Annotated in this window: 29 protein-coding genes and 1 pseudogene; 24 read left to right on the top strand and 6 right to left on the bottom strand. The window is 59.5% G+C overall.

Annotation, left to right across the window (positions count from 1 at the left end):
- From ACLBXN_RS24260 to ACLBXN_RS24235, 6 genes and pseudogenes are all read right to left on the bottom strand, one after another.
- Positions 1 to 397 (bottom strand): annotated as a pseudogene (locus ACLBXN_RS24260) (hypothetical protein); the annotation flags it as partial.
- A gap of 317 nt (positions 398 to 714) precedes the next feature.
- The gene (locus ACLBXN_RS24255; protein ID WP_447613843.1) at positions 715 to 1,251 is read right to left on the bottom strand and encodes a hypothetical protein; all 537 of its coding nucleotides are present in this window, start codon (positions 1,249 to 1,251) and stop codon (positions 715 to 717) included.
- Between the two features lie 129 nt (positions 1,252 to 1,380).
- A complete protein-coding gene (locus tag ACLBXN_RS24250; RefSeq protein ID WP_447613842.1) occupies positions 1,381 to 1,593 on the bottom strand; it encodes a hypothetical protein in 213 nt (70 codons plus the stop codon).
- Between the two features lie 198 nt (positions 1,594 to 1,791).
- Positions 1,792 to 2,082, bottom strand: coding sequence for a hypothetical protein (locus tag ACLBXN_RS24245; RefSeq protein ID WP_447613841.1), 291 nt, complete (start codon positions 2,080 to 2,082; stop codon positions 1,792 to 1,794).
- 476 nt (positions 2,083 to 2,558) lie between these two features.
- Complete coding sequence (locus tag ACLBXN_RS24240) at positions 2,559 to 2,876, bottom strand: hypothetical protein (RefSeq protein WP_447613840.1); 318 nt, start codon at positions 2,874 to 2,876, stop codon at positions 2,559 to 2,561.
- The gene (locus ACLBXN_RS24235; RefSeq protein WP_447613839.1) at positions 2,873 to 3,565 is read right to left on the bottom strand and encodes a S24 family peptidase; all 693 of its coding nucleotides are present in this window, start codon (positions 3,563 to 3,565) and stop codon (positions 2,873 to 2,875) included. The genes ACLBXN_RS24240 and ACLBXN_RS24235 overlap by 4 nt, the downstream gene beginning before the upstream one ends.
- A 48-nt stretch (positions 3,566 to 3,613) precedes the next feature.
- Between ACLBXN_RS24235 and ACLBXN_RS24230 the strand changes: the two genes are divergently transcribed.
- The 24 genes from ACLBXN_RS24230 to ACLBXN_RS24115 all read left to right on the top strand — a co-directional run bounded on the left by ACLBXN_RS24230 (position 3,614) and on the right by ACLBXN_RS24115 (position 18,024).
- Positions 3,614 to 3,811, top strand: a complete 198-nt coding sequence (locus tag ACLBXN_RS24230; RefSeq protein WP_447613838.1) for a Cro/CI family transcriptional regulator — start codon at positions 3,614 to 3,616, stop codon at positions 3,809 to 3,811.
- Between the two features lie 3 nt (positions 3,812 to 3,814).
- Positions 3,815 to 4,021, top strand: coding sequence for a hypothetical protein (locus tag ACLBXN_RS24225; RefSeq protein ID WP_447613837.1), 207 nt, complete (start codon positions 3,815 to 3,817; stop codon positions 4,019 to 4,021).
- 240 nt (positions 4,022 to 4,261) lie between these two features.
- Positions 4,262 to 4,468, top strand: coding sequence for a hypothetical protein (locus ACLBXN_RS24220; protein WP_447613836.1), 207 nt, complete (start codon positions 4,262 to 4,264; stop codon positions 4,466 to 4,468).
- A complete protein-coding gene (locus tag ACLBXN_RS24215; RefSeq protein ID WP_447613835.1) occupies positions 4,461 to 5,234 on the top strand; it encodes a hypothetical protein in 774 nt (257 codons plus the stop codon). The genes ACLBXN_RS24220 and ACLBXN_RS24215 overlap by 8 nt, the downstream gene beginning before the upstream one ends.
- Positions 5,234 to 5,596, top strand: coding sequence for a hypothetical protein (locus tag ACLBXN_RS24210; RefSeq protein WP_447613834.1), 363 nt, complete (start codon positions 5,234 to 5,236; stop codon positions 5,594 to 5,596). The genes ACLBXN_RS24215 and ACLBXN_RS24210 overlap by 1 nt, the downstream gene beginning before the upstream one ends.
- Positions 5,574 to 6,548, top strand: a complete 975-nt coding sequence (locus ACLBXN_RS24205; RefSeq protein ID WP_447613833.1) for a DnaB-like helicase C-terminal domain-containing protein — start codon at positions 5,574 to 5,576, stop codon at positions 6,546 to 6,548. The genes ACLBXN_RS24210 and ACLBXN_RS24205 overlap by 23 nt, the downstream gene beginning before the upstream one ends.
- Entirely contained in the window at positions 6,548 to 6,751 is a 204-nt protein-coding gene (locus ACLBXN_RS24200; RefSeq protein ID WP_447613832.1) for a hypothetical protein, read from the top strand. Before ACLBXN_RS24205 ends, ACLBXN_RS24200 begins: the two co-directional genes overlap by 1 nt.
- Positions 6,748 to 6,924, top strand: coding sequence for a hypothetical protein (locus tag ACLBXN_RS24195; protein WP_447613831.1), 177 nt, complete (start codon positions 6,748 to 6,750; stop codon positions 6,922 to 6,924). The genes ACLBXN_RS24200 and ACLBXN_RS24195 overlap by 4 nt, the downstream gene beginning before the upstream one ends.
- A complete protein-coding gene (locus ACLBXN_RS24190; RefSeq protein ID WP_447613830.1) occupies positions 6,921 to 7,373 on the top strand; it encodes a hypothetical protein in 453 nt (150 codons plus the stop codon). Before ACLBXN_RS24195 ends, ACLBXN_RS24190 begins: the two co-directional genes overlap by 4 nt.
- Positions 7,373 to 7,783 carry a recombination protein NinB gene (locus tag ACLBXN_RS24185; protein WP_447613829.1) on the top strand — a complete coding sequence of 137 codons (411 nt, stop codon included), beginning with the start codon at positions 7,373 to 7,375 and terminating at the stop codon, positions 7,781 to 7,783. The genes ACLBXN_RS24190 and ACLBXN_RS24185 overlap by 1 nt, the downstream gene beginning before the upstream one ends.
- A 217-nt stretch (positions 7,784 to 8,000) precedes the next feature.
- Positions 8,001 to 8,582: a recombination protein NinG gene (locus ACLBXN_RS24180; RefSeq protein WP_447613828.1), complete on the top strand. Its 582-nt coding sequence runs from the start codon at positions 8,001 to 8,003 to the stop codon at positions 8,580 to 8,582.
- 404 nt (positions 8,583 to 8,986) lie between these two features.
- Positions 8,987 to 9,490: a terminase small subunit-like protein gene (locus ACLBXN_RS24175; protein WP_447613827.1), complete on the top strand. Its 504-nt coding sequence runs from the start codon at positions 8,987 to 8,989 to the stop codon at positions 9,488 to 9,490.
- Positions 9,480 to 10,925 (top strand): terminase, encoded by a 1,446-nt coding sequence (locus ACLBXN_RS24170; protein ID WP_447613826.1) that lies wholly within the window; start codon positions 9,480 to 9,482, stop codon positions 10,923 to 10,925. Before ACLBXN_RS24175 ends, ACLBXN_RS24170 begins: the two co-directional genes overlap by 11 nt.
- A gap of 59 nt (positions 10,926 to 10,984) precedes the next feature.
- Entirely contained in the window at positions 10,985 to 11,296 is a 312-nt protein-coding gene (locus ACLBXN_RS24165) for a hypothetical protein (RefSeq protein ID WP_447613825.1), read from the top strand.
- Positions 11,296 to 12,960: a portal protein gene (locus tag ACLBXN_RS24160; protein ID WP_447613824.1), complete on the top strand. Its 1,665-nt coding sequence runs from the start codon at positions 11,296 to 11,298 to the stop codon at positions 12,958 to 12,960. Before ACLBXN_RS24165 ends, ACLBXN_RS24160 begins: the two co-directional genes overlap by 1 nt.
- A gap of 42 nt (positions 12,961 to 13,002) precedes the next feature.
- Positions 13,003 to 13,314, top strand: a complete 312-nt coding sequence (locus tag ACLBXN_RS24155) for a Bbp19 family protein (RefSeq protein WP_447613823.1) — start codon at positions 13,003 to 13,005, stop codon at positions 13,312 to 13,314.
- Complete coding sequence (locus ACLBXN_RS24150; RefSeq protein ID WP_447613822.1) at positions 13,311 to 14,015, top strand: protease; 705 nt, start codon at positions 13,311 to 13,313, stop codon at positions 14,013 to 14,015. Before ACLBXN_RS24155 ends, ACLBXN_RS24150 begins: the two co-directional genes overlap by 4 nt.
- A 12-nt stretch (positions 14,016 to 14,027) precedes the next feature.
- The gene (locus ACLBXN_RS24145) at positions 14,028 to 15,050 is read left to right on the top strand and encodes a major capsid protein (protein WP_447613821.1); all 1,023 of its coding nucleotides are present in this window, start codon (positions 14,028 to 14,030) and stop codon (positions 15,048 to 15,050) included.
- A gap of 13 nt (positions 15,051 to 15,063) precedes the next feature.
- The gene (locus ACLBXN_RS24140; protein ID WP_447613820.1) at positions 15,064 to 15,540 is read left to right on the top strand and encodes a Bbp16 family capsid cement protein; all 477 of its coding nucleotides are present in this window, start codon (positions 15,064 to 15,066) and stop codon (positions 15,538 to 15,540) included.
- A gap of 9 nt (positions 15,541 to 15,549) precedes the next feature.
- On the top strand, positions 15,550 to 15,771 hold the full coding sequence (locus ACLBXN_RS24135; RefSeq protein ID WP_447613819.1) for a hypothetical protein: 222 nt from the start codon (positions 15,550 to 15,552) through the stop codon (positions 15,769 to 15,771).
- Between the two features lie 67 nt (positions 15,772 to 15,838).
- The gene (locus ACLBXN_RS24130; protein WP_447613818.1) at positions 15,839 to 16,129 is read left to right on the top strand and encodes a spike base protein, RCAP_Rcc01079 family; all 291 of its coding nucleotides are present in this window, start codon (positions 15,839 to 15,841) and stop codon (positions 16,127 to 16,129) included.
- 1 nt (position 16,130) lies between these two features.
- On the top strand, positions 16,131 to 16,466 hold the full coding sequence (locus tag ACLBXN_RS24125; RefSeq protein WP_447613817.1) for a hypothetical protein: 336 nt from the start codon (positions 16,131 to 16,133) through the stop codon (positions 16,464 to 16,466).
- Complete coding sequence (locus ACLBXN_RS24120) at positions 16,463 to 17,161, top strand: hypothetical protein (RefSeq protein WP_447613816.1); 699 nt, start codon at positions 16,463 to 16,465, stop codon at positions 17,159 to 17,161. The genes ACLBXN_RS24125 and ACLBXN_RS24120 overlap by 4 nt, the downstream gene beginning before the upstream one ends.
- 164 nt (positions 17,162 to 17,325) lie before the next feature.
- Positions 17,326 to 18,024, top strand: coding sequence for a hypothetical protein (locus tag ACLBXN_RS24115; protein ID WP_447613815.1), 699 nt, complete (start codon positions 17,326 to 17,328; stop codon positions 18,022 to 18,024).

Below are 18,024 nucleotides of genomic sequence, written 5' to 3'. Positions count from 1 at the left end.
CTGCGTTGGCCCTGTAGCCGGTGGTCGCTGCGTTGGCCCCTTCGCCGGTGGTCGCTGCGTTGGCCCCTTCGCCGGTGGTCGCTGCGTTGGCCTCATCCTCAGTCGTCACACCGAGCGCGCCGGCTGCATGCTGTTCCGCAATGAGTTTCGCGTCGGCACCAGCAATCTGCGTCACCAGCTTGACCCGCAAAGCCGCGTCCTCGATTTCGTCAAACAGTTTTCCCATCAGCCAGTCGGCATCATCACCGCGCTTGTCGCTCACCAAGTGCTGGTAGAGAGGGACAAACTCAGCACTTGGCTCGGGCTTGTAGTTCTCCAGGAACCAGCGATAGCCGGACTCGCATGCTTGCCAGTCTTTGACGCGCTGCTTGGTGATCAGAGTGATGGTGTTGGACATGGAGTCTCCTGGTTTCAGAAACAAGAAAGGCCCGCGTGAGCGAGCCAGGGGAATAAAAAAGCCACCCGAAGGTGGCAAGCTCACGGCGGCGTGAGGGGGAGTAGGGGATGGCGCAGCGGTTCGCCGGATGAGGGTCCAGCTCTACATATGCGCAAGGGTTAAAGAAATTGCCGCGCCATCTGGTGTGACCACTGTCGCCACGACGCGGATGCGCCGAGTTCTCAATTGCCGGCAGCTCAGGCGAATTCCTGTGCTGCCGTACCTGCTTGAGTGGTCACGCCGGATGGCACTGGCGCGGCGGCCAGGGGTGGCGAATGTCAGTAGGGCTTATTGACCTTGCCTTGGTCTTGAAGGCTCTTGACATGGAAAAGGCTGTTCAGCATCTCGTCCATATGAGCTGCAAGCTGATTGCGCAGGCCATCCTTGAGCGCGCCTGTCACATTGAGAGCGCTCTGCTTCATGGCTTCGCTGAAGTCCCCTGCGCAAATTTGGGTCATCAGGTATTCGGCGCGCGTCATCTTTTCGCCGTAACCGTCAATGGGCTTTCCGTACTTGTCCACCTTTGTGTTCCAGTAACCGCCCACCATCTTTTCCAGTTCGGCGCGGATGCTTGTCTTTGGCCCAGTGGGTTCACCCCAGCTGCTGGTCCGCTGAAACTCGCGTTCAAAGCCCGTCTTGATTGCGTCATCGATTGCCAGGGAGATCTGCGCCTCAGCGCGATCAACGAAGATCTTGTCAACGCGAGCCTTGACTTCTTTTGCGACCAGACTTGTCAGGTGTTCGTCGTTGATCAGGTCATCTGCCGCTTTTTCAACGATGGCCGCTTTCAGATCTTCTTCATTGATGTTCAACATTGGTTTGCTCCTTGTGAAAAAAGAAAAGCGCCCTCTGGTGAAGACGCTTTTGTTTTGGCCCCGCTTAGCCCTGCGGGGGAAGGCACATGCAGGCCGCATGCTGGCGATAGCTCACATTTCGAAATCTCCTTATGAATTCAGCCACTCATCACGTTCGCGATGCAATTCAACAAGGATTTCTTCACGGCTTTTTACCAATCCCTTGGAGTTTTTGTTGAATGGGTTGATGGTCTGCATGAAGGTCTTTGACTGCTGCCTGAGACGTCCTGTTTCAGGGTCTTTCCATTTCCTGGAGGCCTTGATCTCTACCTTCGAAAAGTTCTGGATGGTTCTCGCAGACATGCTGTTCTCCTGTTGTTCAAACCGCAGCGCCCTGGTTCAAGGCGCTCTGGTTTGATTGCCGCGCGTCCTTGGCTATCGATACCTGCTTCCTGCAGGCGTGCGCGGCGGCTGGCGTAGTCCGGAGAGACCGGTTCCAGCGTCCTGATTGACCGCTCAGGCGGGCGAATGGTGCTCTCTCTGACGTAGAGCATTTGGGGCTTAGATGCCCCGCCTCAGTAATGCGGCTGGGTTCGTTCTGGCGATGAACTTGAGTTCCGCATCAAGTTGCTTGCGGGTCAACTTGTGCTTCGTCATTAGCTCCTTAGCGCGCTCGTCAGATAGCTGGGCAATCAGGGCCAAAGCCTTGGTCTTATTGGCGTCGAATTCGGCCTTCCGCGCTTCGAGTTCATTGCGCTTCGCGGACGCCTTCTCACGCTTGTAGCGGTCAATCTGGTTGTCAATATTCCCGCGCTTGGACAGCGGAACATTCAGTACTCCGTGATCTAGCATTGCTACTCCTTAGAAAAACCGCAGCCCTGCGCGCAAGGCTCTGGTTTTTGCCGGCATTCCAACCGGCGTGGCTCGTTGCTTTTCTTGGCGCGCCTTCGCCTCAACCCCGTACTTTTGACCCAGGGTCTGGTTCGCGGTGCCTTGGTAGCTCGCCTGCTGCCGGCTCCAGTCCGGCATACATGCGGCGCCTTATCTCGTTCGCGATGCCTGATCCCATCCAGGGGCAGAGCGCTACTAGCCTTCGCACCGGCAGGTTTTGAATCCGCGCCTACCCGCGGCGGGGCTGGTCCGATCACCGTTCCCCAGATCGCTGCACTTTTGCGTTACTGCTTTGTGCTGCGATGGGTGTATTGAATCATGATTCACTTCAACGTGTCAATCATGATTCAAGCAAAAGTGAATTTTTATTCATTCCCGCCTCTGAGAACAGGCGCAAAAAAACCCGCCGTAGCGGGTTTTCCATAGGCAGGGCGGAGTTACCAGAACCGGATCAAGGCCGCGATGAGTAGCAGAACTAGCACCATGCAATGCATCTTGATGCTGGAAAGGTGCTGATTCCCGATCCGCTGAGCTTCGACCAAAATTTTCTGTTGCTCGAGGATCCCTGCGCAAATGTCTGCTGCACGCTTCGCTTGATCGGCCCCATCACTGTCTAGACGAACCTGGAAGCGCTCAGCGACCTGGCGAATGGCCGCGATATTCTTTCTGGTCTCTGCATTGTCGGCCTCAATACCCATCGCCTCGAGGTCTTTCAAAGCCTGTGCATGAATGTCATCATTGGTGGTGCTGCTCATATTCTCTCGCTCTGCTTGTGAACGACCTCGCCGATGAGAACGACCCCCTCGTGACATACCTTTCGTGGATAGCGCCTTTGATCAGGGTTGTCCGAAGAAAGCCACCATTGCCCATCATCGCGCACCAGGCGCTTCACCACAAGCTCACCCTCGTAGTTCACGGCGAACACGTAGCCATCCTTTGGGTCTGACTGTGCAGTGTTGACTATCACGGTGTCTCCGTCATAGAGGCCGGGCTCCATACTTCCATTGCTGACAGAGGTGGCAAATAGCTTTTCGGGCTTGAAACCACGCTGCTCATACCACTGCCGGGGAAAGTTGATGGGAGGCCCAAGGCTGTCGGAGTAGTCCACGCCGAAGCCTGTCGCGCCCGCAGACAACTTGAATTTCACTCTACGGACTGCTGGGAAGTCTGGATTGTTCTCCAACTCGATGGGTTTCTTCATGTTGTCGACTTGCATGTCACCTTCACCGGTGGCAAGCCAATCTGGGCTGACGAGAAGATAGGCGGCGGCCCTGGCGTTGTTGGCCGCGGAGAAAGCCTTCGATAGGCCGTCTAGCACGCGCTTGACGGCTTGGTAACTGACTCCCATGCCATTGGCCAATTGGGATACGGAAGTGGACCGAGCATCCATTGCCGCTTTCAGGCGCTCGCTGTATTCAATCATGCTTGAAATATGCTTGAACATGGATGAATAGTGATTGCATTCCGACATGAATCATGATTCAATCCGCATATGAACAAAGCTGAAGCAATTCAACAACTGGGCGGCTCCATCCCGGCTGCTGCCAAAGCAATTGGCGTGAGCTACCAGGCTGTCAACCAGTGGCCTGAAGTTCTGCCAGCCCGCATCGTCGATCGCGTTCAGGCGGCCCTTTGGCGCATGCAGCATCCCACCCCCGTTTCCCCAACAACAACTACCCAAGAGGCCTGAGCCATGTACGCCGACCCCGCCCACATTCGCAAGAACCGTGTGAACTTGTCCCTGAACGATGCAGAGGACAGGTTGGCCGAGGCCATGGCCGAGTTCAACGGCATGCAGAAATCTGTGTTCCTGCGTCATCTGGTGATGGAGGGTTTGGCGCGTTTTCATGGCTCCAATTCTGCGGCTGGTGCTACAGAAATGCGAGCGACAAACTCGTGACGCAGGCGCGTCATTTCAGCAACGGTTGCGTAACGCGGAATGAAACACAGTGCCAGCTCCACCCAACACAGGGCAGCCCCTGGACCTCTCTGGTCCGGAAGCCGCTGCACTCGAGGCCTATGCCAGCGCGCATGGGCTGACCCCAGATCAGGCCGCGACACAGCTGGCCCAACAACTCCTGGAAGAGCGCTACCGCATCAAGCAGCAGCAGGGCCGGGTTTTGCCATTTCGGAGGCGCTGATGGCCTTCTATGAACTTTTGCGTAACGGAAAAGCGCACAGCGACAAAGAAGGGCGTTTGCTCTCGTTGGCGCGGCGTGCCGGTGATCTCGAAATCAAGGCAATGCAAGCTGGGCAGCGCGACCGGGCCTATCACTTCATGCGGCGCATGTATCGGCTGCTGGATTTGGTAGCAGCTCTGCGCGAACAGGAGTCAGAACATGCGTGACTACGGTGTTGTGTCTCCAAAATTCTGGATCGGTGAAACAGGGAAGTCTCTGCGCGGGAATGCTGCTGCGCAGGTCTTGGCGCTGTATCTGATGACCTGCCCTCACGCCAACATGATCGGCGTTTTTCATTGCCCAGTTCTGTACATGGCGCATGAAACCGGATTGGGCATGGAAGGGGCTTCGAAGGCCCTTGCAAGCCTCATCGAAGCCAAATATTGCACCTATGACGAGGCTTCCGAGACCGTTTTTGTGCACCGCATGGCTGCATTCCAGATCGGTGAGTCTCTGGCGGCGGCCGACAAGCGCTGCAAGGGCGTTGAGCGCGAGTGGCAAAACATCAGCTGCGAGCAATTGAAGCAAGCATTCTTTGCTATGTATTCAGTAGCGTTTCACCTGCCGAAACTGAGTGAAAACGCAAGCCCCTTCGAAGCCCCTTCGAAGCCCCATGCAAGCCAGGAACAGGAACAGGAACAGGAACAGGATATTGATGCTCCTTCTGCGAAGTCGCCACGCGGCACGTCGCTGAGCGCCGAATGGGCTTTGCCTGATGACTGGAAAACCTGGGCTCAAAGCGAAAGGCCAGACCTGGATGTGATCTCGGTTGCGGATTCGTTCCGCGATTACTGGATTGCCAAGCCGGGGAAGGATGGGCGCAAGGCCGACTGGAAGGCGACATGGCGCAACTGGGTGCGAAACCAGCGTCGCGATGCGCCGCGATTCCAGCCGCCATCTGCAGGGCAGTCAACCATCGGGAGGTTCGTCTGATGCGCGGCCACCAACCAATCCTCGACATGCGCCGCTGTGGCTATGCCCCCAGCTCTGCTGTCTTCGTGTCCGACACCGAATGTCCCATGGAGGCGTGGAACGCACGCAACTGGCATGGGCTGGCCAACGACCCCCTGCCCACGGTTCTGATCGAAGCCGCTGACGCGCTGGAGCAGCTGGACTTCCGCTTTGCTGTGGGCTTGCCCGTGAGCCTGATGTGCCTTCGAGGCGAAGAGCGCGCAAAGCGCTTGTTTGCCGCTATCCGCAGGGCTGGCCCGAGTGTGCTGGCCTGTTCCATGGGTAATGAAGTCTGGGTTTTCAAGAAAGAAGAGGGCGGCAATGGCAAACGTATTCGTGCCTGATGACATCGATTTTGCTCTGTACGAGCAGGAGACCGACGCCCAGCAGAAGGTGCGTGAGGCTGCGGTCTGGGTTCAGGAGTTGATCGATCGCATCAAGAACCCGGTACGCACACCCCAGGCATTCATGCCCTGGCGCAAGACCATGGGCCTGCTGCAGTTCCGTCCTGGCGAAGTGACTCTGTGGGGTGGTGCCAATGGCAACGGGAAGTCTTTGGTGACTGGGCAAGTGGCCTTGTCGCTGTGCGGCCAAGGCGAGCGCGTGGCAATCGCTTCGTTCGAAATGAAGCCCATCAAGACGCTCGAGCGCATGGGCCGCCAATGGTCTGGCACCAACCCAGCTCACCCAGCTTATGCAGGCAGCGAAGAAGGCTTGAAGATCCTGGTTGACACCTACGAGCAGTTCAAGGAATGGACGAACGACAAGCTCTGGCTGTATGACCAGCAGGGCACCGTGACGGCTAAACAGGTCTGCGCGGTCATCCGCTTCGCGGCCAAAGAGCTGAAGGTGACTCACTTCGTGGTGGACAGCCTGATGAAGTGCGTGGCTGGCGAGGATGACTACAACGGCCAGAAGCTGTTTGTGGACGAGCTCACAGCCATTGCCCGCGATCACCAGATCCACATCCATCTGGTGCACCACATCAAAAAGCCTTCTTCCGAGGATCACAAGCCCACCAAGTACGACATGAAGGGCTCCGGCGCCGTGTCCGACCAGGTGGACAACGTGGTGGCTGTCTGGCGCAACAAACCCAAGGAGCGTAAACGCGACGATGGCCTGCTGACGGACGAGGAGAACTTCAAGGAGCCTGACTGCCTGCTGATCTGCGACAAGCAGCGCAACGGCGAATGGGAGGGTTCCATTGGCCTGTGGTTCGACAAGGACAGCCAGCAGTTTGTCGCCGCGCTCGGCGATGAGCCCCTGGTGCTGTACAGCCCTCCGGAGGCGTACTGATGACCACCTGCATCACCTGCCAGCACTGGCATCCCAAAGACACATCACCAGCCATGGTCCGGATGGGCTTTGCCCAGTGCGAGAAGAAAACCAAGGGTCACACGCTGAGCGCAAACGCCCCAGCTTGCGACCGTCACAAGCCAGTAGACGAAGCAACCGCCCAGAAGAGGGTGAGCTTCATCAAATCGAAGGAGGCAGCATGAAAAACCCTTGCAAAGAATGCTGGGATCCAGTTGATCGCGATGGAGAGGAAGTTTGCGACTGGTGCCAGATGACACCCGAGCAGCGCGACTCCCGCATGGCTCGCAACTGGTGGCTGCTCGCAATTGCTGTTTGGCTGCTTATCGGTGCAATTTTGATAGCGGAGGCGGCATGAACCAGGCACAACAACCAGAGGCGCTGAGGCTGGCGGAGTTCTTCGAGAGCATGAAGAAATCCAGCCATCGCTGGCATGACGGAGTGCCAGTGCACGAGAAGGCAGCCGCCGAACTGCGCCGCTTGCATGCCCGCGTGCAGGAGCTGGAAATGGCTCTATTGCAATCTCAAATAAATTTTGAGCACATGGAATCCAAGGCCAGATTTCGGGCTGAGGTCATTGAAGAACTTGAGGCTGAGAAGCAGAGGATGATCGAAACGTATGTCCCAAGCGCGTACGTGAACAGGGCTCGAATCACAGCCGCCGATGGGCCTGGCAAAGTTGTGCAAAAGCTTGACGCCGCCTTCTACGCCTCACTTGACCCCGACAACGAGCGCGACCACTCAGACGAGGACGCAGCCATTGCAGCAGGGAAGGTGCAGGCTGCTGTGCAGGGGAGGGTGGGGTGATGGACCGACTCTCGTTGAGCCTATGGGAGCCTGTCCAAGCCCACCGCGCCCTGATGCATGCATGGACCAATGCCAAGGCCATGCTCATGGCCGGCCACCGCCTCACGCTGGAGATCCGGCCTGAGAAGCGTAGCGATGCCCAGAACCGCCGACTGTGGTCACTCCTGACCGATGTCAGCCAGCAGGTCGACTGGTACGGCCAGAAGCTCACCACCGAAGAGTGGAAGGACGTTTTCAGCGCCACGCTCAAGAAGCAGAAGGCTGTGCCTGGCCTGGATGGCGGGTTCGTGGTCTGCGGCCAGCGCACTTCCAAGATGACGAAGGCCGAAATGTCTGAGCTGCAGACGCTGATGGAAGCCTTCGGCGCGGAGCATGGCGTGCAGTTCAAAGCATGGGAGGGCGATCAATGAAATCAGCGAATTTCCAGTGGCTCTCCGATGAAGAGAGAGTTAGGCATGAAGCTATGAAGCGCGCATGGCTGAAGCCGCGCCTCAAATTTGTTGATGGCCTGTGGGTATGCGAGGGCTGCGGTACGCAAGCGAAGGCATCCAGTCCTGAATCTGCATATTCTTTTTGGAGTATTACGCGGCATGTGGCCCAGATCTATGTCTCGGGAGGAATGGTCTCATGCTGATGCGCAAAAACTGCCCTCAATGCAAGCGCAAGCTGACAGAAGGCGACCGCATCCACAAGGAATGCATCACCCCTTACGCCGACTCCCGGGCCGAGAAGGCACGCAGGAAGGCAAAGAAGCTTGCTCAGTCTGCCGCCCGGATCATCCGCCAGGAGGACGCCAAGCGGAAGGAAGCGCTCAAGACCCGAAGCGACTGGATGAAGGAGGCCCAACAAGCCTTCAACGAATTCATCCGGGAGCGTGACCGCCAGGCCGGCCATCCATGCATTAGCTCCGGCCGCGCGCTGGACTGGTCTGGCAACCAGGTAGACGCCGGCCACTACCGCAGCACGGGCGCCGCGTCGCACCTCAGGTTCAACGAGGACAACTGCCACGCCCAGAGCAAGCACGACAACCAGTACCTCGCCGGCAATGCTGTTGACTACCGCATTGGCCTAATTGCACGCATCGGTCTGGCCAGGGTCCAGGCCCTGGAGTGCGACAACGAGCCGCGCAAGTTCTCGATCGATGAATTGCTCGAGATCCGAAACACCTACCGGGCCAAGACAAGGCAGCTGAAGAAGGATCGCGCATGAACGTCACATCAACGTCACTCCTTCCTCCGGGGGTGTCCGCGGCCCTGATGCGTGCGGCGCAAACCCCGGTATCTGATGTAGACCCGCTGGCAAGGCAACGCGCCATCGAGGAAGTGAACCGACGGGCGCGCCTTCGTTACCCCGAATACTTCAGAGAGGAGGCCTTCGATGGACAGAATGATCGGAGTGAATGAGCGCGGCGCCCGTGTGGGGGAGAGCCACCACCGGGCCAAACTCACAGACCGCGACTTGGAACTGTTCTGGCAGTTGCGGGATGTGGACGGTTGGGGGTGCAAGCGACTGGCCGAGAAGTTCGAAATCAGCCACCAGTACGCAGCCCGGATATTCCGGGGCGAGCGAAGGAGTCAACGACCAGTGGGTTATAGGAAGATCGGGGGTGCGAAGTGACAGCAGCGAAGAAGAAGGCAGCGCCGAAGCTGGTGAAGGAAAAGCGGCCGCCCGGCAGGCAGACAATCCGCACGCCTGAAATTGCGGAGAAGATCCTCGATGGGCTGATGGCAGGCACGCCTATGACGGTCATCTGCAGAGAGGAGGGTTTTCCCGAGCCCCGCACTGTCAGGACGTGGGAGAAGGAGGATAAAGAGTTTGCAGCCGCAATCGCGCGCGCGCGTGAACAAGGGGAGGACTTCTTGGCCTGGGAGTGCAAACAGATCGCCGACACGCCGCAGATCGGCACGAAGAGCGTGAGCAAGGCGACAGGCTTGGAGATCACCGAGGGCGACATGATCGAGCACCGCAAGCTGCAGATCTACACGCGCCTGCAGCTTCTGGCAAAGTTCAACCCCAAGCGCTGGGGCGACAAGCAGCAGATCGAGCACAGTGGCTCAATAGGTATTGCTGAGCGCGTGCGGATGAACCGGGAGAAGAGGGTGACGCGTGACGCCTGAAGACATCGACGCTGTAGCTGCCTACGCCCACGACCCAGAAGGATTCGCGCGCGACATGTTCCCCTGGGGTGAGGGAGAGCTGATGGACGCTGACGGGCCGCGCGGCTGGCAAGTCAAAGTGATGACGCAGATCAAGGAGCACCTGGAGAACCCGGAGACGCGCTTCACCCCTCTGCGGATTGCTGTCGCGTCCGGTCACGGTATCGGCAAGTCAGCAGAGATCAGCATGCTCCTGAACTGGGCCATGTCCACCTGTGATGACTGCCGCGCCGTCGTCACGGCCAATACCGAGACCCAGCTGCGTACCAAGACTTGGCCCGAGGTGGGGAAGTGGGCGCGCATGGCGTTCAATGCGGAATGGTGGTCTGTGCCGGCCATGTCCATGTACTCCACTGATGAGGGGCACGACAAGAGCTGGCGCGCCGATGCCACGCCCTGGAGCGAGAACAACACCGAGGCGTTCGCGGGCCTGCACAACCAGGGGAAGCGCATCGTCCTGATATTTGACGAGGCATCCAACATCGCGGATAAGGTCTGGGAAGTGGCAGAGGGCGCGCTGACCGACGAGAGAACTGAAATCATCTGGCTCGCCTTTGGGAACCCCACTCGTAATACGGGCCGGTTCCGCGAGTGCTTCCGAAAGTACAGGCACCTGTGGAAGACGCACCAGATCGACAGCCGCACAGTGGAAGGGACGAACAAGGCCTACCTACAGGAGTTGGTTGACACCTACGGCGAAGACTCGGATATCGTGAAGGTGCGTGTGCGCGGAATGTTCCCGTCCGCCTCGATGAAACAATTCATCAGCACTGAGGACGTGGATGCAGCCCATGGCCGCGTTCTGCGTGAGGAGCAATACAGCTTCGCGCCGAAGATCCTGACGGTCGATCCAGCTTGGGAGGGCGACGATGAGTTGGTGATTGGCATGCGTCAGGGCCTGGCCTTCAAGATCCTGCGCACCATCCCGAAGAACGACAACGATGTGGCCGTGGCCAACATCATCGCCAACTTGGAGGATGAGCATGGAGCAGACGCCGTATTCATAGATGCTGGTTATGGCACGGGTATTGTGAGCGCCGGGCAGGTGCTGGGCCGCGACTGGCATCTGGTTTGGTTCGCTGGCGCGTCCTCAGACCCCGGCTGCCTGAACAAGCGCGCCGAGATGTGGAAGCTGGCGCGCGACTGGCTGAAGTCTGGTGGGGCGATCCCCAAGGACGATGTGCTCTATCAAGACCTGATCGGGCCAGAGACGGTTGCACGCCTGGATGGGAAGATCCAGATCGAGAGCAAGCAGGACATGAAGAAGCGCGGCTTGCCATCACCAAACCGAGCCGACGCTCTGGTGCTGTCATTCGCGTTTCCAGTGTCCAAGAAGCTGCGCCGCGAGGATGGAGGGGGAAGAGAAACGCGCAGAGAGTACGACCCCTACGCCTGATTGGGTCGCCATAGGCATCGCACAGGCAATGAGCATCCCCTCATTTCAGGGGCATGCTCATGTGCGAACCAACCACTCTTCTCGCTGCTGGTGCTTTGGCCGGCGCGGCCACATCCATCTATCAGGGTGAGCAGAGCCGTAAGAGCCAGAATCAAGCAGCTGACCAGGCCAAGCAGGCCGCACAGAAGACAGCTCTGCAGGCAGAAGAGGCAACCAACGCCGCGAACGCCAAGACTCCAGACACTGCCGCGCTCGGTGCATCCAATCGTGAAGCAGCCGCCAGTGGCCAGGGCAGCACCATGCTCACCGGACCGGCGGGCATTGATCCGAACAGCCTGACCCTGGGTCGCAACACTCTGCTGGGCCAGTGATGGAGAAGATCCGGACCTACGATCAGCGCTGGACCGAGATGGAGACCGAGCGCGCCAGTTGGGTTCCTCACTGGGAGCAGTTGAGCAAGTTTCTGCTGCCGCGCTCTGGTCGGTTCTTCATCACCGACCGCAACAGAGGCGAGCCGCGCCACAACAACATCATCGACTCCACCGGGACACGCGCTCTGCGCACCCTGGCTGCAGGGATGATGTCTGGCATGACGAGCCCGGCCAGGCCATGGTTCCGTCTTGCCACACCTGATCCGGAGTTGAACCAAAGCGCGCCCGTCAAGGTATGGCTGGCTGACGTCACGCGCCTGATGGCCATGGTGTTCGCCAAGTCCAACACCTACCGCGCGCTGCACACCACTTATGAAGAGCTGGGGACTTTCGGGACAGCGGCCAAGATCGTGCTGTCCGACTACGACAGCATCATTCACCACTACCCTTTGACCGCTGGCGAGTACTGCATAGCCACGGACTACAAGGGCAACGTCAACACGTTGTACCGACGGTTTGAAAAGACCGTTGCCGAGCTGGTGGCCGAGTTTGGCATTGATCGCTGCAGCCAGCAGGTGCAAAGCCTGTATCACCAGAACAGCCTTGGGACGTGGATCCAGGTGGCCCACGCCATCGAGCCGCGCAGCGACCGTGACCCCAGCAAGCGCGACGCCCGCAATATGGCCTGGAAGTCGGTCTATTACGAGGTGGGGCAGTCCGATAAGCAGGTGCTACGCGAATCTGGCTTCAAGCAGTTCCCTGCCTTGGTGTCGCGCTGGGCCACTTCTGGCGGCGACATATACGGCAATAGCCCGGGCATGGAGGTATTGGGCGATGTGAAGCAGCTGCAGCACCAGCAACTACGCAAAGGCCAGGGTATCGACTACCAGACCAAGCCGCCACTGCAGGTGCCAACCTCCATGAAGAACCGCGAGCAGGACTTCATGCCTGGCGGCATTTCCTACTACGACGCCCAGTCAGCGCAGGCTGGCGTGCGCAGCGCCTTTGAGGTGAACCTGAACCTGCAGCATTTGGCCGAAGATATGGAAGAGGTGCGCGGCCGCATTCGAGGCGGGTTCTTTGCCGACCTGTTCCTGATGCTGTCCAACATCGACCACACGGGCATGACGGCCACGGAGATTGCGGAGCGGCACGAAGAGAAGCTGTTGATGCTTGGCCCAACGGTGGAGCGCCTGCACAACGAAGAGCTGAACCCGCTCATTGAGATGACCTTTGAGTACATGGTGCGCGCCGGCATCCTGCCGCCCCCACCTGAAGAACTACAGGGAGTTGATCTGCAAGTCGAGTTCATCTCTGTCCTGGCCCAGGCCCAGCGCGCCGTGGGCACGAACTCGGTTGACCGTTTTGTGGGCAATCTCGGCGCGATTGCCGCCATCAAGCCAGAAGTGCTTGACAAGTTCGACGCCGATGAATGGGCTGATGTGTACAGCGACATGCTGGGCGTGGAGCCGACGCTGATCGTCCCGGACGACCAAGTTGCACTCATCCGCAAGCAGCGCGCCCAGCAACAGCAGGCTGCTCAGCAGGCCGCAATGATGAATTCAGCTGCCGACACAGCCAACAAGCTTGGCGCGACGCCCACCGCCGGCAGCAACGCGCTGACCGATATCGCGTCCGCCGTGGCAACGGCACAGGGCTTGTAAGGGTCGCCATACGCAAGCCGCGCCCCGGGAAAGTCCACCTCCATGAGTGAGCACGACCCGCATGACTTTCAAGGCCACGAGGACGACGAAGCGCGTACTCAGGAGAAGAAGAAACGGGATGCGCTCACTGAGCGAGACGACTTCATTTGGCTGATGAAGAGCAAGCAGGGACGAAGGATCGTGCACGGGATGCTGGATAGAGCTGGCGTCTGGCGGTCTTCTTTCAGCGAGTCACTGGCGGTCATGTCCTTCAACGAAGGCCGCCGCAACGAGGGCTTGTACCTGCTGGCTCAGATCCAGGCGGCCGGAATGGCGAACTACGAGCAGATGCTCAAGGAAGGCAAAGAGGAATGAGCAAGATCCAACGTCTGATGCGCTTGCACCGCTTGATGGCTCCGGCAACTGAAGGTGCCGACGGTGGTGGCGGCGCTTCAGAGTCTTCGGCAGCTGGTGAGTCTGCTCAGGCTGATGCAGCCGCGGCCACCACGCTCATGACTGCCGAAGCGGACGCGACCAATGATGGCGCGACGAATGCCGAAGCTGCCGAGAAGCAGCCCGCAAAGGCGGCCGACAAACCAGAAGGCGCGCCCGAGGCATACAAGGATTTCACGCTGCCCGACGGCGTCAAGCTGGAAGGCGAGGCGGCCGACGCATTCAAGGGCTTGGCCAAAGAACTGAACCTGACCCAGGACCAAGCCCAGAAGCTGGCTGACCTGGGCGCGAAGCAGGCCCAAGACGGCCAAGCGCGCCAAGCCGAGATACTCAAGGCTGCCAATGCCGAGTGGACAGCGCAATCCCAGGCTGACAAGGAGTTCGGCGGCGAGAACCTGAGCCAGAACTTGGCAATCGCCCGCAAGGCCATGGACACGTTCGCCACGCCTGAGCTGAAGCAACTCCTGACTGAATCCGGCCTCGGCAATCACCCCGAGGTCATCCGCATGTTCTTCCGGACGGGGAAGGCCATCAGCGAAGACAGCTTTGTCTCCGCTGCGCGTGGCGCGAAGCCCAAGGGCGATCTTGCCAGCCGTCTGTACCCCAGCACCACTTCTCAATAAAGGAAAGCAAACATGGCTACTCTCGGCCTCAACGGCAAGGTGACCTTGCTGGACATCGCGCAAGCGACAGACCCCAAAGGCAACATCGCCGCGGTGGCTGAGCTGCTGACGCAGACCAACGAAATCCTGTTGGACATGCCTTGGATGGAGGGCAACCTGCCCACCGGCCACAAGGCGGCCATCCGTACTGGACTGCCCACTCCTATCTGGCGCTCCTTCTACCAGGGCGTTCCTCCCACCAAAAGCCAGCGCGCGCAAATCATTGACGCCTGCGGCATGCTGGAAGACCGCTCCGAGGTGGACGCCGATGAAGCGAATCTGAACGGGAACAGCGCGGCCTTCCGCCTGAGCGAAGCTCGTGCCCACGTTGAGGGCATGAACCAGACCATGGCAAGCACGCTGTTCTACGGCAATGCATCGCTGAATCCCGAGCGCTTCAATGGCCTGGCGCCGCGCTACAACACGGTCAACACCGCCAACAGCCAGTTGGCCAACAACGTCATCGACGCAGGCGGTACTGGCAGCAACAACACCTCCATCTGGTTGGTGGTCTGGGGCAGCGACACCGTTACCGGCATCTACCCCAAGGGCATGCAAGCAGGTCTGACCCATGAAGACTTGGGCGTGATCGATGCCTTTGACGATAACCAACGCCGCTTCCGCGCCTATGCGGATCTGTGGAAGTGGAAGTGCGGTCTGCACGTCAAAGATTGGCGCTATGTGGTTCGCATCGCCAACATCAACGTCGCCAATCTGGTGAGTGAGACCGGCGCAGCTGACTTGGTGAAGCTGATGATTCGCGCCGGCGCCCGCATCCCCCATCGCGGCATGGGCAAGGCCGTTTTCTACGCCAACCGCACCGTGAAGGAAATGCTGGCGATCCAGGCGCTGAACAAGAGCCAGAACGCCCTGAACATCAAGGAAGCGGTGAAGCAGTTCGGTGACGTTGGCATCGAAGTGCAGGAACTGAACTTCCTCGGCACCCCCGTCCGCACCTGCGACCAGATCCTGACCACCGAGGCCCGCGTGGTCTAAAGGAGAACAGCACATGATGCAAGACCTCAACACCATCTTCTCCGGCGCGGTCGCTGCAGATGGCACCCGCACCGCCCAGGCTGTGACTGCCACGGCCGTGTCCACCAACGTGTTGGACGCGCGCCAGCCTGGCGGCACTCCCGCAATCAAGGACGAAGGCATCTCCGGCCCCGAAACATGGCTGGTGGTTCAGGTGATTCAGGCGTTCAACAACCTGACTAGCCTGACCATCACCCTGGAATCTGACAGCGTGGCTGCGCTGAACTCTGCACCGGTGGTGCACTTCAGCAAGACCATCGCCCTGGCCGCGCTGACCGCTGGCTCTAATGCAGTCCGAGTGTTGCTGCCTTCTGACGACTACAAGCGCTACGTAGGCTTGCGCTACACCGTCACCGGCACCGCCCCCACCACTGGCTCCGTGATGGCTTTCATCACCCTGGATGCCCAGCGCAACGTGGGCTACCCCTCCGGCTTCACCGTGGACGTGTAAGGAGTACAGATGCAAGTCATTGCAACCGCACGCGGCTACGACGGCCAAGCCATCCGCGAGGTCGGCGAGGAGTTCGAGTGGGCTGATGGTTACGAAATCACCGATCAGGACTGGTTTGTAGCCAAGGATGCGCCAGCCGCTGAAAAAGCGAAAAGCGCCAAGACCAAGTCCGATCCCGCCAAGACCATGAGCGAATCGGCGAAAGCATCGGACGCGCCCGCCGCTGAATAAGCGAGCTCAAGACGGAACCCAAAAGGGCCTGGCCGCGTGCCCGGCCCTTTTTTCATAGGAGTTTGAGATGACGATGTTCACTACGGCGCCGCGCACAGTCGGCAAAAACGCGCCCACACAGGGAACTTACGACAGCTTCGCCATCACACCGAGCGATTCAGTGGATCTTCCCGCCAACTCGACGGGCCACACCGTGCGCCGCCTGTTCATCACTGGCGCCGGCAACGTTGCTGTGAACCTGACTGGCGGCGGCACGGCGACGCTCACTGGTCTGGCTGCTGGCCAGATCGTGCTGTGCGGCGTATCGCGCGTGCTGGCAACGGGCACCACGGCCACCGGCATCCTGGGGATGTACTGAAATGGGCGCGCAGAACTTCAAGGGAAGCCCTGCTGACCCTGTCGCAACCCGCATCAACACAGCTGTGGCTGGCGATAACACGTTGGTGGCGGCCGTGGCTGGACAAGCAACCAGAGTCTATGGCCTGCGCCTGAATGTAGCCGGTGCTGTGGTAGTTCAGGTCAAAACGGGCTCCATCATCCGCGAGGTGTTCAACTTTGCAGGATCGGGCGGCGGTGTGGTTCTGGACCTGCGCGAGCTGCCGTATTACACGACGGCAACGAACGAGGCCCTGGTCATCAACCTGAGCGGCGCGGCCCAAGTGGACGGCGTGCTCGAATACTTCACTGCCAAATGAACGACGTTTTCTACCAAAGCTCGTTCTATGGCGGGGTCGGCGCGCCAGGGACGGCTACTGACGTTGCGCCGGTTTCCGCGTTGTGGGCCGACCGCGTCCCGCTGCAGACTCAGGTAGGCCGGCAAGTCCGGTTCACCGATGTTGGAGGCGGCTCGGGTAACGTTTCAGGTGGCACAACCATGGCCTGGAACGGTACGCGCTGGCGGCCGCTCAGTGGTGTTGTGACGCTGGATGCTATCGATACCGCCAATGTGGGCGCAGCCGATACCACAGAGCAGCAGCTGAACCCCAGCCATATAGCGATTCCTGCCGGCCTGATCGTGGACGGGGACCGGATTCGCATCGTCATCTCTGCATCCAAGAGCGGTGCGTCGGCCAACTGCACGATCCGTGTGCGCTTCGGGCCTGCGGGTACGGTGGCTGACCAGCTTCTGACGACGATCTCGGCATTGTCCGCTTCCAACCAGAGCTACAACGACATCTTCGACTACAAGCGCACCGGCGCGACGGCGATCCAGCAGCAGGGCAACCAAACCTACAAGGGGGCGTCTTCCGCTGCGTTTCCTGCGCCGATCACTGTGGCCAACATGGGCGCCAATGCCATGTACATGACCATCAGCGCGCAGATGGGGGCGGCGACTGAGGCCCCCACCATCCAGAACTACACCCTTGAATGGTACCCAACAGACGTATGAAAAAGATACTCGCACTCCTATTCGCGGCTGTCCTCTCGATTGCGCATGCCGGCCCAAACGATCTGATCATCCAGCAACTGAGCGACGATGGCACAGAGCCAATCCCCCGCTTGGTTGTAAAGCCAGCAAGTGGTGACGGCGTTCTTTTTTACGAAGCGTCAACCATGTGGCCCAAGTTGGCCACCATGGGGACATGCCTATCTTTCAGCTCCGGCGTGCTCACGCTGCAGTCCAGTTGCCAGTTCAGCAACGCTGCGGCGCGCTCGGCCATCAGCTTGACGACCACGGGAACTGGCGGAGCGGCCACTTACAACTCCTCGACCGGCGTGCTGAACATCCCGAACTATGCCCCAGGCACAGGTACGGTGACCAGCATCACAGCCGGCGCGGGTCTGTCTGGCGGAACGATCACCACGGCCGGCACTATCAGCATGCCCAGCGTTGGGACGCCTGGCACCTACAACAGCGTGACTACCGACGCCCAGGGCCGCGTAACTGGCGGGATGAACACAGCGTTCAACTACAGCCAGCCGGCCGCGCGAACCCTCACCGTCAGCACCAGCTACCAGGCCGCAGATCCGACCAAGGCGGCAGTCATTTACCCGAGCTTTGCTTGCACCAATGCGACAACGGTCCTGGCCGCCAGCGCGTGCACGCTGCAGGTGCGCATGGGCACGGGAACGCTGACCTGCTCCACCGGCACCGTCTATTACACCCAGTCGCTGACCGTGGCTCTGGGCCTGTTGATCACCCAGAACAGCACGAACCCCGTTCCCATCTTCTTGCCTTCCGGGGCGAGTTTCATTATCTGCCCCACGGCCGGCACCTTCACGGTGACTGCAGTAGAGCAATCCGCGGGCTGA

It is taken from the genome of Comamonas sp. C24C (assembly GCF_053345995.1).
The sequence above is the reverse complement of the archived record's forward strand: the minus strand, read 5'-3'. Positions and strand labels throughout refer to the sequence as shown.

Excerpts from the sequence above, each read along its gene's own strand:
- ACLBXN_RS24245 (WP_447613841.1), bottom strand. The coding sequence starts at position 2,082 with ATGCTAGATCACGGAGTACTGAATGTTCCGCTGTCCAAGCGCGGGAAT.
- ACLBXN_RS24130 (WP_447613818.1), top strand. The coding sequence starts at position 15,839 with ATGACGATGTTCACTACGGCGCCGCGCACAGTCGGCAAAAACGCGCCC.
- ACLBXN_RS24135 (WP_447613819.1), top strand. The coding sequence starts at position 15,550 with ATGCAAGTCATTGCAACCGCACGCGGCTACGACGGCCAAGCCATCCGC.
- ACLBXN_RS24180 (WP_447613828.1), top strand. The coding sequence starts at position 8,001 with ATGCTGATGCGCAAAAACTGCCCTCAATGCAAGCGCAAGCTGACAGAA.
- ACLBXN_RS24230 (WP_447613838.1), top strand. The coding sequence starts at position 3,614 with ATGAACAAAGCTGAAGCAATTCAACAACTGGGCGGCTCCATCCCGGCT.
- ACLBXN_RS24215 (WP_447613835.1), top strand. The coding sequence starts at position 4,461 with ATGCGTGACTACGGTGTTGTGTCTCCAAAATTCTGGATCGGTGAAACA.
- ACLBXN_RS24160 (WP_447613824.1), top strand. The coding sequence starts at position 11,296 with ATGGAGAAGATCCGGACCTACGATCAGCGCTGGACCGAGATGGAGACC.
- ACLBXN_RS24185 (WP_447613829.1), top strand. The coding sequence starts at position 7,373 with ATGGACCGACTCTCGTTGAGCCTATGGGAGCCTGTCCAAGCCCACCGC.
- ACLBXN_RS24250 (WP_447613842.1), bottom strand. The coding sequence starts at position 1,593 with ATGTCTGCGAGAACCATCCAGAACTTTTCGAAGGTAGAGATCAAGGCC.
- ACLBXN_RS24220 (WP_447613836.1), top strand. The coding sequence starts at position 4,262 with ATGGCCTTCTATGAACTTTTGCGTAACGGAAAAGCGCACAGCGACAAA.
- ACLBXN_RS24240 (WP_447613840.1), bottom strand. The coding sequence starts at position 2,876 with ATGAGCAGCACCACCAATGATGACATTCATGCACAGGCTTTGAAAGAC.
- ACLBXN_RS24155 (WP_447613823.1), top strand. The coding sequence starts at position 13,003 with ATGAGTGAGCACGACCCGCATGACTTTCAAGGCCACGAGGACGACGAA.
- ACLBXN_RS24190 (WP_447613830.1), top strand. The coding sequence starts at position 6,921 with ATGAACCAGGCACAACAACCAGAGGCGCTGAGGCTGGCGGAGTTCTTC.
- ACLBXN_RS24120 (WP_447613816.1), top strand. The coding sequence starts at position 16,463 with ATGAACGACGTTTTCTACCAAAGCTCGTTCTATGGCGGGGTCGGCGCG.
- ACLBXN_RS24210 (WP_447613834.1), top strand. The coding sequence starts at position 5,234 with ATGCGCGGCCACCAACCAATCCTCGACATGCGCCGCTGTGGCTATGCC.
- ACLBXN_RS24145 (WP_447613821.1), top strand. The coding sequence starts at position 14,028 with ATGGCTACTCTCGGCCTCAACGGCAAGGTGACCTTGCTGGACATCGCG.
- ACLBXN_RS24195 (WP_447613831.1), top strand. The coding sequence starts at position 6,748 with ATGAAAAACCCTTGCAAAGAATGCTGGGATCCAGTTGATCGCGATGGA.
- ACLBXN_RS24165 (WP_447613825.1), top strand. The coding sequence starts at position 10,985 with ATGTGCGAACCAACCACTCTTCTCGCTGCTGGTGCTTTGGCCGGCGCG.
- ACLBXN_RS24235 (WP_447613839.1), bottom strand. The coding sequence starts at position 3,565 with ATGTTCAAGCATATTTCAAGCATGATTGAATACAGCGAGCGCCTGAAA.
- ACLBXN_RS24200 (WP_447613832.1), top strand. The coding sequence starts at position 6,548 with ATGACCACCTGCATCACCTGCCAGCACTGGCATCCCAAAGACACATCA.
- ACLBXN_RS24140 (WP_447613820.1), top strand. The coding sequence starts at position 15,064 with ATGATGCAAGACCTCAACACCATCTTCTCCGGCGCGGTCGCTGCAGAT.
- ACLBXN_RS24115 (WP_447613815.1), top strand. The coding sequence starts at position 17,326 with ATGTGGCCCAAGTTGGCCACCATGGGGACATGCCTATCTTTCAGCTCC.
- ACLBXN_RS24205 (WP_447613833.1), top strand. The coding sequence starts at position 5,574 with ATGGCAAACGTATTCGTGCCTGATGACATCGATTTTGCTCTGTACGAG.
- ACLBXN_RS24225 (WP_447613837.1), top strand. The coding sequence starts at position 3,815 with ATGTACGCCGACCCCGCCCACATTCGCAAGAACCGTGTGAACTTGTCC.
- ACLBXN_RS24125 (WP_447613817.1), top strand. The coding sequence starts at position 16,131 with ATGGGCGCGCAGAACTTCAAGGGAAGCCCTGCTGACCCTGTCGCAACC.
- ACLBXN_RS24150 (WP_447613822.1), top strand. The coding sequence starts at position 13,311 with ATGAGCAAGATCCAACGTCTGATGCGCTTGCACCGCTTGATGGCTCCG.
- ACLBXN_RS24255 (WP_447613843.1), bottom strand. The coding sequence starts at position 1,251 with ATGTTGAACATCAATGAAGAAGATCTGAAAGCGGCCATCGTTGAAAAA.